The 13,591-nt window shown below is 51.6% G+C and carries 9 protein-coding genes; 8 read left to right on the forward strand and 1 reads right to left on the reverse strand.

All coding sequences use genetic code 11. From position 1 onward, the window contains the following. Positions 1–70 precede the first annotated feature (70 nt). On the forward strand, positions 71–949 hold the full coding sequence (locus KK083_RS16625; RefSeq protein WP_254164757.1) for a sulfurtransferase: 879 nt from the start codon (positions 71–73) through the stop codon (positions 947–949). A gap of 112 nt (positions 950–1,061) precedes the next feature. Here the strand turns inward: KK083_RS16625 and KK083_RS16630 are convergent, their stop codons facing one another. Continuing rightward, a complete protein-coding gene (locus KK083_RS16630; RefSeq protein WP_254164765.1) occupies positions 1,062–2,567 on the reverse strand; it encodes a CehA/McbA family metallohydrolase in 1,506 nt (501 codons plus the stop codon). 304 nt (positions 2,568–2,871) lie between these two features. On the opposite strand from KK083_RS16630, the gene KK083_RS16635 reads away from it, so the two are divergent. From KK083_RS16635 to KK083_RS16665, 7 genes are all read left to right on the forward strand, one after another. Beyond that, on the forward strand, positions 2,872–3,519 hold the full coding sequence (locus KK083_RS16635; RefSeq protein ID WP_254164767.1) for an RNA polymerase sigma factor: 648 nt from the start codon (positions 2,872–2,874) through the stop codon (positions 3,517–3,519). A 103-nt stretch (positions 3,520–3,622) separates the two neighbouring features. Further along, positions 3,623–4,624, forward strand: coding sequence for a FecR family protein (locus KK083_RS16640; RefSeq protein ID WP_254164776.1), 1,002 nt, complete (start codon positions 3,623–3,625; stop codon positions 4,622–4,624). Between the two features lie 29 nt (positions 4,625–4,653). Continuing rightward, a complete protein-coding gene (locus tag KK083_RS16645) occupies positions 4,654–8,235 on the forward strand; it encodes a SusC/RagA family TonB-linked outer membrane protein (protein ID WP_254164784.1) in 3,582 nt (1,193 codons plus the stop codon). Positions 8,236–8,246: 11 nt separating this feature from the next. After that, on the forward strand, positions 8,247–9,806 hold the full coding sequence (locus KK083_RS16650) for a SusD/RagB family nutrient-binding outer membrane lipoprotein (RefSeq protein WP_254164786.1): 1,560 nt from the start codon (positions 8,247–8,249) through the stop codon (positions 9,804–9,806). Between the two features lie 10 nt (positions 9,807–9,816). After that, positions 9,817–10,755 (forward strand): RraA family protein, encoded by a 939-nt coding sequence (locus KK083_RS16655; RefSeq protein WP_254164789.1) that lies wholly within the window; start codon positions 9,817–9,819, stop codon positions 10,753–10,755. Positions 10,756–10,790: 35 nt separating this feature from the next. Next, positions 10,791–12,254 (forward strand): mandelate racemase/muconate lactonizing enzyme family protein, encoded by a 1,464-nt coding sequence (locus tag KK083_RS16660; protein ID WP_254164791.1) that lies wholly within the window; start codon positions 10,791–10,793, stop codon positions 12,252–12,254. A 51-nt stretch (positions 12,255–12,305) separates the two neighbouring features. Then, a complete protein-coding gene (locus KK083_RS16665; protein ID WP_254164794.1) occupies positions 12,306–13,436 on the forward strand; it encodes a bile acid:sodium symporter family protein in 1,131 nt (376 codons plus the stop codon). Positions 13,437–13,591 lie beyond the last annotated feature (155 nt).

Below are 13,591 nucleotides of genomic sequence, written 5' to 3' on the forward strand. Positions count from 1 at the left end.
GACCGCCTCCTCCCAGAAGAGGGCAGGTGAGGTATTTTCAAGCAACAATTCTTATCGTTATCTTGATGGTATGAAAAAAATAAGTGGCCTTTTCCTGCTCATGTGCCTGTTATTGGTGGCGAAAGCAGAAGATAAACCGATCCTGGTGTCAGTACAATGGTTGAAGGAACACCTCCGCGACCCAAATGTTGTGGTGCTTCAGACCAGTTTCCTGAAATTCGATTACGATCGCGAACACATTGAAGGAGCCCGCTACCTGTGGCCCGGATGGCTTGCGCCGGATTCGCCGGAAGGCGCCTACAATGCGCCGGACCTGAAAAAAGCTACCGAGCTGCTGCAAACATTGGGCGTGTCAGACAACTCTCACATTGTGTTGTGCCACATCCGCGGTGAGGTAAGCCCCACAGCGCGTATGTTCCTCACGTTAGAGCACCTGGGCTTCGCCGGGAAAGTATCTTTTTTGAACGGAGGCCTTGACGCCTGGAAAAAGGAAGGCAACCCTGTTACGAAAGATGTGCCCGTGGTAAAAAAAGGAAATGTTAAGATCAGCCCTGGTGTTCCGCTGCTGGTAGACAAGAACTATGTGCTGAAAACATTGAAGTCTGACAACGGCATTGTTGTGGATGCACGCATGCAGCGCTTCTATGACGGTGAGCCTACCGGCAATCCCCGCGACGGACACATCACAGGTGCCAAAAATATCCCCTATACAGAAATGGTGGATCAGGCTAACATGTTCAAGCCACTGGACCAGCTCCAGGCTTATTTTACACCTGTATCCGGAAAGGACAAAGAATTAGTAACCTATTGCTTCATTGGCCAGACCGCCAGTGTGGTATACATGGCTGGAAGATTGCTCGGCTACAATATGAAACTGTATGACGGCTCACTGCAGGAGTGGAGCAGATTGGAGGAGCTACCGATGGAGAAAACAGAGAAAAAGGAGTAAGAATTAAGGAGTAAATAGTAAGGAGGTGGCCCTTCGATTAAACACCGCGCTACGTACTTCGTTCCCGATAGCTATCGGGATCGTACCTCGTACCTTTAAGACTGGTTAATGATTAACGCAATTTTCTTAGCTGCTCCAATACGGCACGGGCTTCGGCGATGCGTTGTTCGATTCCTTTTTTGTAACGCCAGCTCTGATATTGTGGATCGTCGTTTACTTTCTGAAGATCAGCTTCCAGTTCAGTGAGGTATTTTTCGGCGAGCGTGATGTATTGCATGAGGGTTGCTTTGTTGTGAAAGCCACTGTTATTGACAGAAACATAAACGGGCGTGGTGTGCGCTGCCTGGTCAGCGTTGGCGTAACTTCTGGCGGCGATCCAGGAGCCTTCGTCTGCCGTGAGCGTTGTTTCAATGAAAAGATGAGCGGATGATTGGTTGCTTCCTTCCTGGGATTTCGATGTGGCGATCACCTGTCCGTGCCTGACGAGCTCCAGCTTCTGCAGCGGAACCTGTGCCGGGTGACCGTAAGCATGCACCGTGACTTTCAAACGGGTACCCTTTTTCACCTGAAGCGTGTCACCGGGGATGGCATCATTTACTTTCAGGTCGAGCATTGGACCACTCGATACAAAAGTGTGACCTTTGCGAAGCGAATTTTTCCAGGCCGTGTACGACAGTGCCCCCGTGATCTGCGTATAGAACCTGGCGTTGCCGATGCGGGCATTTCTTTCCGGCCGCCCATGGTCGTGATCTTTTCCACACCAGGGAAAATCAGATCCTGCTACAGCAGTAACAGCATACCCCAGGTCGAGCAGGTGATAATAATGCCTCAGCTGAAGCGGATCTTGCGACACGCAGAACTGGAGCAGCTCCAGGAAATCTACTTTGCGTCGAAGCCCGTCGAGCATCAGGCCACGGTAGCCATGGAACGACTCTGCCTGGTGCGCGTACCCTGCCATACCGCCGAGCTGATGGAGTTTATCGAATACCTTATCATAGTAGTAATACTCACGCTCGTAGCGCACCTTGTCTGAGGCTCCCAACCCGATGGCATGGCCAACCTCCGGTGTGCGTGGATCTTCCTGTCCTGAGGTGAGCAGGTGATTGCCTTGCTGATAGACCCCATTTTCACCCCACCCGTATTGCTCATAATAGGTTGCCCAAAAATCTCCCATGCGCAGCAGCACACCCACATGAACATCCTCTGCCTTGATCCAGGTCATCAATAAAGGATCTTCATGTGGCGAACGCCTGATGTGAATGTGATCATCTGCCGAATACCATCCACGCGCAGGCATGTCGATCCACCGTTGCAGGCGAAAAGTTTGGGTGTATTCTTTTCCGGATCTGATGGTGATGATGTGCTGCTGGTCGAGGTATTCAATGCCTCTGGAAAGAGATACGTGATATTGTCCTTCGGGTAGTGAGAGCTGAAAAGTTCCATCAACGTAAAAAGCGCTGTCGGGCTGGAATCCGTATCCGTCGGCATGGTCCCACACACCATACATAACCGCAACTGCCTGCTGTGGAAGAATCTTCACAACATGGTTATCACGCGTAATCCGAACCCTTGCTGCAACAGGATCTCCGGTGAGACTGTCCACGATGGTGATGCTCATCGATCCATGGGACGTTCCATCCTGTGCTGCGCAAGTCACGCTGCCCAGCACCAGGAGCAATGCGATCCATAAAACATTAAAAGAAGAGGCGTTAATAGCAGTAGTCTTTTGATTTTAAATTCTATGGAATTTAACACATTAAATCAAAAAACACGAAACGCGAATGTGCAGTTTTCAGCTACCGTCGACAAAATATACACCAGTCACGATCAGATGCTCACGGATAAAATAGTAGTGTCTTGTAAGTGTTTAGATGACATTTTTTATTAAATTCGATTGCACGAAGCCTATTCCCAGACTTGAGATGTTTGCAAAATTCAATTCGGAACAACATGCTGTGTCACTTAAAAGTGAACTCCGTTCTGCGGAACTGGAAGACAGCACGTTGTGGAAACGCTTCAAAAGCGGAAATGATCTCGCCTTCTCTATAATATATAAGAAGTATGTTCAGCGACTCTATAATTATGGTATGCATACCTGCTACGACCGCGATCTTGTGCTGGACTGTTTGCAAGAGTTGTTTGGCAGGTTGTGGGACAAACGCGCACAGGTTGCCGATGTGGAAGCGGTGAATTTTTATCTTTTCAAGTCTTTCCGGAGATTATTGCTTAGTAAGCTTGCACAAAGCCGCAAAGAATCATTGCGTTTCCTGAATGCCGAAGCGCCGGGTTTTGAAATGCTCACCTCATTTGAAGATTCTATCATCCTAGAAGAAGCGAGCACGCAGCAGATCGCTCACCTGAAAAAAGCCATCACCACACTCACCAAACGCCAGCGGGAAGTCATTTTTTTAAAGTTTTTCAATGAGCTGAGCTATCAGGACGTAGCTGCTGTGATGGAAATGAATGTGGAATCCGTCTACAACCTCATGACCAAGGCGATCGATGCCCTGCGCAAAATACTGAAACGCGCCTACCTGTATTTTCCTGTATTGTTCCCTGCTTTCCTCTGAATGAGGGTATTTTTTACACTTCTTAAAAATTTTTCCGGAATAATGATGAGGTGAGGAGCTGATGCCTCTCTTATAAGGCAGGATTCACCAAAAATCGTTTGTCGTGAAGGACTATTCCAAGTTTTCGGTTAACGACTTTGTCCTGGATGATTTTTTCAGAGCCTGGGTCAAGGCGCCTGACGAACATTCCAGCACTTTCTGGATGCAGTGGCTGAAGGACCATCCCGAAAGGGCAAAGGACGTCGAAGAAGCGACAAACATTGTGAAGCATGTCGGGTTTCAGCAGTACGCCATGTCTGGCGATGATATTGCAAACCTCTGGAACCGGATCAAAACTTACGAGAGCAAGCCCCAGGGTACCACAGCACCCGCGCGTGTATGGAGCACGTGGTACAAAGTTGCTGCATCGTTCCTGCTGCTGGCGTCTTCGTTCCTGGTCTACCGGCTTTGGAATGACACACACTATCTCGACTATCACACGGCCTATGGCGAGACCAAAACCATCGTGCTTCCAGACAGCTCTACGGTGATCCTGAATTCGAATTCAACCCTTCGTTTCCCAAGCCATTGGGAAGAACAGCCGGTGCGCGAGCTGTGGCTGCAGGGTGAAGCTTACTTCTCTGTGATCCACAAGCGTGATCATCAACCTTTCAAGGTCTACACGGGTGAAGGTGTGGCGGTGGAAGTGCTGGGCACCACGTTCAACGTTTACCATCGCACCGAAGAAACTAAAATCGTATTGAATACCGGCAAGATCAGGCTGCACCTGCCGGCGGAATCTGCGGCCCAAGATATTATCATGAAACCCGGTGACCTGGTGGAGTACAAACAAAAAAGTTACAGCCGCAGAATGGTGAACCCGGCCACCTACACGGCCTGGACGGAAAAAAAACTGGTGCTCGACCATACGAGCCTGCGTGACATGGTAGACATGCTCCGCGATAACTACGGCGTTGAGGTAGCCGTGGAGGCAGATTCTCTTTTGAACCAGACGGTGTCAGGATCTATGCCAATCACCGATGTTGAAAGCCTGGTGAGCCAGATCGCGCAGACTTTTCAGCTAAAAATTACCAAACAGAAAAACAGGTATTTGATGTACGAATAGAAGGATTAATAAAACTAACCCCTACGCCTATGCGAAGTATCTTTACGTTAGTTGGCCTATCGCTGGTATTTTACCAGGGAATGTCGCAGTCATCGGAGGTTTATGCCACGGCGCATAGACTGCAACCACCAAAAACGCTGCTGCTGCTGAAATCGGGTACACTCAAGGAGAGATTGAAAGAGGTGGAGAAATTCTTCGGGGTCTCTATCGCTTATAAGGATGAGTGGGTTGAAGGTAAGCTCGTGGAGATCGTCATGTCGGGTTTCACGTCTGCCGAGCAGGCGCTCGATGATCTGCTGGAAGATACCGGATTGTATTACAGAAAAGCGGGTGACCATTTTTATGTGATCGCTCCCGTAAAACCGGAGTCGGGTCAACGCCGTTCACAAAGCGCATCCACCGGGCTTGCGCCACTGATTGCCAGCTCCAGTCTTGCAGGTGAGCTCAGGCTTTCCACTTATTTCCCGTCGCCGCTCACACTGACTGAGACCCGCACGGCCATTAATATCACAGGCCGGGTTACAGACGAAGACAACCAGGCTTTTCCGGGCGTGAACATCATTGTCAAAGGTACTGCTGTTGGATCGTCAACAGATGCTGATGGCAGGTACGCGATCTCCGTACCGGATGAGAATTCAACGCTCGTATTCTCATTTGTTGGATATGCCACACGCGAAGAAGTGGTGGGCTCGCGCACCGTGATCGATGTTACCATGGCACCCGATGTAAGAGCGTTGGATGAGATCGTGGTAACAGCGCTGGGCATTGAAAGATCAACAAAGAGCCTGGGATACGCCACGGCCAAGGTAAGCGCAGATGAGCTTACCGTTAATCGCACCCCTAACCTGATGAATGCGCTACAGGGCAAGATCGCCGGGGTTAGCATCTCCGGATTGGGCACCGGCCCCGCGGGTACTTCAAAGATCCGCATTCGTGGCCAGTCTTCCATCTCCGGGCAAAACAATCCCCTGATCGTTGTCAACGGGGTGCCTATCGATAATACAAACTTCGGTACCAACCCTAACAACTCTGCTTCCGATGGTTCCATCGGAGTGCGGGGTGGCGGAGGTGGTAACGGCAATACTTCCGATGGTGGCGACGGCCTGTCAAGCATCAACCCTGACGACGTTGAAAGCATGACCATCCTCAAAGGCGCTGCCGCGGCAGCATTGTACGGTTCGCGCGCCAAAGACGGCGTGATCATGATCACCACCAGGACCAAAGGTGAGGGAAGGGGTATCGGTGTTACCTACAACTTAAACTATACCAACGAAACACCCCTCGATTTCACTGACTACCAGTACGAGTATGGTCAGGGTGAAAACGGTGTCAGACCTACCACACCGAACCCAACATCGGGGCAGTGGTCGTTCGGAGAAAGGTTTCAGCCGGGCATGACGCAGATACTCTTCGATGGCGTTGAGGTGCCCTACGTGCCACAGCGCGATATCATTAAAAAGTTTTTCAGGAACGGTCAGAATATGACCAATACACTTTCGCTGTCGTCAGGCAATGAAAAAGGTGGGTTTAATCTTTCGGTGTCGAATATGGAAAGCAAAGGTATCACGCCGAACAACTCGTTCAACCGGAAGGTCTTCAACCTGGGACTCGCCTACGATCTTTCCGATAAGCTGAACCTGAAAGCGAGCGCGAATTACTCGAATGAGTTCAACAAGAACCCGCCCAACGTCGGCCAGCAGGATAATACCATACCCGTATCGTTATACAATATGGCCAATTCCATGCCATTGGATCTGCTGAATGAAAAGAAGTACAATGCGCAAGGAAATGAATATATCTATTCCCGGTTCATGAACCGCACCAATCCTTACTGGACCTTGGCGGAGCAGTTTCAGAACATCCGCAGGGACAGGATCTTCGGCAACATTGCGTTGAAATACAAAGTGCTTCCGTGGTTGTCTGTGCAGGGACGTGTGGGTCAGGATTACTGGTCGCGCGATCAGGACTACAACAACTTCCCTACGGGCCAGGCTTCGCGGGCCGCGGCGCCCTCCGGTTTTGTGAACGGCATTTACACCCAGGAGTCGCGCCGGTTCAGGGAGGTTAATACCGACGTGCTGATCGAAGGGTCGCATGATTTCGGAGACATCACCTTGAACATGAATGCTGGCGCCAACCAGATGCGCCGTCGTTCTTATCTCAACAGCGTGCAGGTAACAGATTTTATAATAAGGGATCTTTACACTGTTCAGAACGGAAGGGCGAAAGATCCGCTGTATGACCTTTCGGAAAGAGGTGTAGACTCATGGTACGGCTCTGCAGAGCTTTCGTATAAAGAATTTTTGTACCTGAACGGTACCTACAGAAAGGATAAGTTCTCAACCCTGTCTCCGGAAAATCAAAGCATCGGATATGCTTCGGTATCGGGTACCTACGTCTTTTCCGAGACCTTTAATTCAAAACCGTCGTGGTTATCGTTTGGCAAGCTGCGGGCTGCTTATGCGGAGGTGGGAAGCGATACCGATGTACCGCCCTATTCCAACGTGCAGTTTTTTAGCACCAACGCGAATTTGGCACCCACGCCCTCCGGTGCGCTGCAACCTGTAGGCCAGGCGCAGTCGATCTCCAACACGCTGTACAATCCGGATCTGAAACCCATGCGTGTTGCAGAAACAGAAGTAGGCCTTGAATTGAAGCTTTTCAACAATCGATTGAATTTCGACGTGGCTGCTTACCGCAAGATCACCACCGACCAGATCGTGCAGGCGCAGATCTCCGACGCCTCGGGCTTTGTCGACCTTCGGATCAATAGCGGCAAGAGCCGGAATCACGGCATAGAGGCGCTGGTGAATGTTGTTCCCGTGGAAACGAATGACTTCGTCTGGGAATTCACAGCGAACGGCGCGTATAACATCACCAAAGTGATGAGCCTGATCACAGACAAGCCGGGCGAGCGCATCACCGTAGGAACGCACATCTTCAACGGCGAGCTGAGGCAGATCGTAGGAAAAGAGATGGGACAGCTGGCAGGCTTCGGTTTCAGAAGAGATGACCAGGGACGCCAGATCTTTGGTACCAATGGCCTTCCGCTGCGAACCCAGGACCTGATCACCTTCGGAAGCGCATTGCCTAAATGGGTTGGTGGATTTACGAATGCCTTCACCTATAAAGGGATCAATTTTTCGTTCCTCATCGATTTCAAGCTTGGTGGCAAAATGATCTCCGGCACAAACTTCAATGCTGTGCGCCACGGCCTTCATAAGATGACCCTGGAGGGCAGAGAAGGTGGTGTGGTTGGCAACGGCGTGACGGAGACCGGCGAAGTGAATACGGTTGCTGCTCCTGTTCAGGCTTACTGGGAGGTGGTGCGGACGCAGGCGCTGATCGAGCCGATCGTATATAACGCTGGCTACTGGAAACTGCGCCAGATCACCCTCGGGTACGACCTCACAAAATGGTTGCCGCAGAAGTTTCCCGTGAAGGCTGTCAGGCTCAGCTTCGTGGCCAACAATGTGCTGATGTTGAAAAAGTGGGTACCCAATATCGATCCTGAAACTTTTGGCTATAGCTCTGACAACCTGGTGGGCCTCGAGTCAACCGGCATTCCTTCCACAAGAAGTATGGGATTCAATTTGAATGTTAAATTTTAAACCGGCAGATCATGAAAAAAATATTCAGCTATACTTTTTTCGCAGTGCTGCTATCATGCATCACTGCCTGTGACAGTGATTTCGACGAACTGAATACCAGCAAGGTGAACGTCACCTCCATCGATCCGGTGTTTCAGCTCAACCACGCCATCATCAACAGCTCTTTTGGCTCAGGTTCGGGTGGTGGCAGTGCGCTGATCTACGATATGGGTATTGTGCAGCAGATCATTACACCCAACTCTGGGGTAGTGGCAGGCGCCAACTATAACCAGGACAACCGTGAGGCTACACAAACGATGTGGCAGGGATATTACCGCAACGTGATCCGGAATACACGCGATGTGATCCATGCAACCCAGAGTCTTCCAGGCAGGACTAATCTCATGCACATGGCACGCATCCTTCAGGCGTACGGGTTCGTTGTACTCACCGACACGTATGGTGACATTCCATACTCACAGGGCGGCCTCGGTTACATCGATCGTGTGCTGTTTCCCATCTACGATTCCCAGGAAGATATCTACAAAGACATCATCAAAGAGCTGACCGAGGCTACCGCAGCCCTGGATGCATCCGCACCAACAGAAAGCGCTGAGGTGCTCTATGGCGGCAACATCGCGCAATGGAAGAAATTCGGATATTCTCTGCTGCTGCGTGTGGGCATGAGGTTAAGCAAGGTGGATCCCACCCGTGCCGCGCAGATCGCGCTGAGTGCTTACCAGGGTGGCGTGATCACCTCCAATGCAGACAACGTGTTGGTGCGGCATACCGATAATTTTGTCAATAATGTGGGCAATACTCTGAATGCTACCGAGGCCAGCAATTTTTATCTCACCGCCCCGTTCGTCAATCACCTGAAGAATACCAGCGACCCGCGTCTCGGGGCCATTGCCGTAAGGTACATGGGCGCTAAATCAGGCCCTGAGCAGGTATTCAATCCCAGCCTGGCTACTTACAATGGCAACATCGATCCGGCGGTGCAGGTAGGCATGCCACTGGGTTATACCAACAGCACCATTGTGCCGGTGGCCACGAGTCTAGGGCTCGCAAGCTTTTACGAGTTCAGCCAGGTAGACCGCACGCGTATGGTAAAAAGGACCGCCCCGATGTTCCTGGTCACCGCTGCACAAACCTTGTTGCTTCTGGCCGAAGCCCGGCAACGCGGCTGGATCACTGCGGGCACTGCCGACGAGTATTTCAGCAATGGCATCAGGGCACACATGGAACAACTGGCTTCGTACGATAGCCGTTCAGCTGTGCCGACCGCGGCCATCGATACGTATGTCGCCAATAACCCCCTTTCACCGGGTACCGCGTTCGAACAGATCAATACACAATACTGGATCGCTTCTTTCTTGAACGGACCAGAAGCTTTTGCTAACTTCAGGCGAAGCGGTTTTCCGCAGCTGACACCCAATCCATTTCCCGGAAAAGGTATCACCGGAGATTTTATCAGACGCCTGACGTATCCCAATTCAGAAATTTCTGTGAACACGACGAATGTAAACGTCGCGATCGCAAGAATGGGACCTGATAATCTCGATACCCGGGTATGGTGGGATAAACCATAATCCATTACCCATGAAACTGAAGATGCACAGAACACTCCTTACTTGTCTCCTGGTGCTGACGCTCTGCACAACGGTTGCAGCGCAGCAGATCACCCTTACCCGCGAGCAGATCATCGCCCTCACACCCGAATGGAAAGGCGATCGTTTGGCCGATGGCAGGCCCAATGTTCCCGACAAATTGCTGGCCAGGCTCAGGAACATCTCACTGGAGGAAGGCTGGGGCATTCTTCGTAACGCAGGTTATAACAACCAGTTCGAAGGCGACTGGATGGTGCTGAAACCGGGCGAAGTGCTGGTAGGCCGGGCGTTAACCGTTCAATACCTGCCCAAACGCCCTGATTACGACAAGGTGATCCGCGATAAGGGAAAAGCAGAGAACAGGATCGGTAACTTCAACTCCTGGCCTATTGATATGCTCAAGCCCGGCGATGTATATGTTGCCGACAGCTATGGCAAGATCGTTGACGGCACGCTGATCGGCGACAACCTCGGCAACTCCATCTACGCGAAGTCGAAGAACGGTGTCATCTTCTACGGTTCTGTGCGCGACGCCGAAGGCCTGGAGAAGATCGAAGGATTCAACGCGTGGGTGAAAGGATACGACCCCTCGTATATCCAGGAAATGATGCTGGGTGGCATCAACGTTCCCATTCGCATTGGCCGAACTACCGTGCTGCCCGGAGATGCCGTGCTGGCAAAAAAGAATGGCGTGGTCTTCATTCCGGCCCACCTTGTGGAAGACCTTGTGCTGAATGCCGAGTTCATCGCGTTGCGCGACCAGTTCGGTCACCAGCGTTTGCGCGAAGGAAAATACACACCCGGTCAGATCGATCAGCAGTGGACCGACACGATCAAGAAAGACTTCCTGAGCTGGCTCGATCAGAACCCCGGAAAACTTCCCATGACACGCCAGGAGCTGGATGAGTACATGAAAAAAAGAACCTGGTGAAAATCATTGATGCGTTACCCTTAGAATAAGCCGTTATGAAAAATCCATCACAGAAATTCGTCGAAAAGCTCGGGTTGAAAGACCCTGAGGCAGACGTGCAGAGGGAGCCTGCAGCGAAAGAGAATGAACGTAGAAATTTTCTGAAAAAAGCTGGCCTGGGTGGCATGATGCTCGGCGGGTTTATGTTCAGCTCCATTGAAGATACATTGGCACAGTCCACATCCAAAGTGAACCGTAACTCTGCGCCGTCCGATCTCAAGATCACCGATATGCGTTATGCGGTGGTCATGAACGGCCATGCGCGGTGCCCGGTGATCCGCATCGACACCAACCAGGGGATCTATGGCCTCGGTGAAGTACGCGACGGTGCTTCGTGGCGGTATGCCATGTTCCTGAAGAGCCGCATCCTGGGCATGAACCCTTGCAGCGTGGAGCAGATCTTCAAACGTATCAAACAGTTCGGCTTCCATGCGCGGCAGGGCGGAGGCGTATGTGGGGTTGAGATGGCGCTGTGGGATATCGCCGGCAAGGCTTACAACATACCGGCCTACCAGCTGCTCGGTGGAAAATACCGTGATAAAGTGCGTCTGTATGCCGACACACCCGAGGGAAACGATGAGGCTGATTTTGCGGCCCGGGTCAACAAACGCATCAACGACGAAGGATTCACCTTCATGAAAATGGATTTTGGCATCGAGCTGCTGAAAGGTATTCCCGGAACCACCTCCAACAGCAACTTCTGGGATATTGGCCGGCAGTGGACCAACGAGCCCATGACGTATGGTGGCACCGAACACCCTTTTACACAGGTGCAGATCACTGATAAAGGCCTGGAGATCATGACCCAGCGCATCGCCATGGTGCGTGAGAAGATTGGATACGAAATTCCCCTGGCCTCCGATCACTACGGTCACTTCGATCACAACAACGCCATTCGGCTGGGAAGGGCTGTGGAGAAATACCGGCTCGCCTGGCTGGAAGACCTCATCCCCTGGAAATTCACAGACCAGTGGCGCCAGATCTCCGAAGCCATCGAGACACCCACGCTCACAGGTGAGGACATCTATCTCAAGGAAGAATTCATCAAGCTCATCGATGCCCATGCCGTGGACATCGTTCATCCTGACCTGGCAACCTCCGGCGGACTGCTGGAGACGAAAAAGATAGGCGACTACGCCGAAGAGAAAGGTGTTGCCATGGCCATGCACTTTGCCGGTACACCCGTGTCGTTTATGGCAAACGTTCATTGCGCCGCAGCCACCCAGAATTTCATCGCGCTTGAACATCACTCGGTTGATGTTGATTACTGGACAAGTCTTGTGAAAACCAAAAAGCCGATGATCGAAAAGGGCTTTGCCAATGTGCCCGATGCGCCTGGCCTCGGCGTTGAGCTGAACGAGGATGTGGTTAAAAAACACCTCGACCCGGAACACTCGGCATACTTTGCGCCGACAACCGATTGGGATAAAGAACGCTCGTGGGACAGGCTGTGGAGCTGATGCCATACTAATGGGATTTCAAAAAAATCATGCTGACCAGAAACGGATAACATGTCTAAGATCGTAGCACCTAAAGTTTTGTTTTTACTGGCGGCACTGTTTCTCGTCGGATACATCGCGGCGACCCTGGCCGATGCCCATGCGTATGCCGGGTGGTTGCTGATGTTGTTCTTCGTGCTGGTGGCGCTGGGATTCCGGGGATATGAGCTGCTGAAGGGCTACTCATTCACAGTAACCATCTTTGCCGCTGTGAGTCTGGCTATGTATTATCCGCAGTACTTTGTTTCGATAGGTGATTTTAAGCTCTCGAAGCTGATCATACCGCTCATGCAGATCATCATGTTTGGCATGGGTACAAGCTTGAGCGTAAAGGACTTTGCGCGCGTGATGCAGATGCCGAAAGGTGTGATCGTGGGCGTGCTTTGCCATTACACCATTATGCCGATGGTAGGCTTTGCCATCACCCGGATCTTCACTTTTCCTGACGAGGTCGCAGCGGGCATTATCCTCATCGGAAGTTGCCCGAACGGATTGGCCTCGAACGTGATGTCATACCTGGCGCGGGCCAACCTTGCGCTCGCCGTAACGCTCACCGCCATCTCCACGCTCATTGCGCCGATTGTAACGCCCATGCTCATGCAGCTGCTGGCCGGGCAATATGTGGCCATTGACTTCTGGGAAATGGTGAAACATATTATGGAGATCATCATCCTGCCGATCGGCGCCGGGTTAATCTTTAATTACTTCCTTCATGGAAAGTTTAAAATACTGGACGAGATCATGCCCGTACTCTCCATGGCAGGCATTGCGCTGATCATCGTGGTGATCACCGCGGCCGGACGCAATGGTCTGCTGGTAGTTGGGCCGTTACTGATCGTCGCCATGCTGACGCACAACCTGACGGGATATTTTCTTGGCTATTGGTCCGGGCGCCTCCTGCGCATGCGCGAAGTAGACTGCCGCACCATTGCGCTCGAGGTCGGCCTTCAGAACGGTGGCATGGCGTCAGGGTTAGCACTGGCCATGGGCAAGCTGGCTACCGTTGGACTTGCGCCGGCAGTGTTCGCCCCCATTATGAACATCACCGGGTCGTCGCTGGCGCTCTGGTGGCGTGCACGCACCAAACCCGATCCCGATGAAAAGCTGACCTACGATGTGAAGGAAGGATCACGCGCGCATTAGATCTTCCTGGCGTAGGGTGTATAGGCGCTGATCGGGTTATTTTTTTCTGATGAATGTTGGTCCGTTAAAGTTGACAGTTGACAAAAAATCAATTGACAACGCTGTATTGCCGATCGTAGCGCTCAGTGATACAATTGGATCGGGTATTTGTCAAT

The sequence above is a fragment of the Chryseosolibacter histidinae genome (assembly GCF_018598225.1).
Lineage (GTDB): Bacteria > Bacteroidota > Bacteroidia > Cytophagales > Cyclobacteriaceae > Chryseosolibacter > Chryseosolibacter histidini.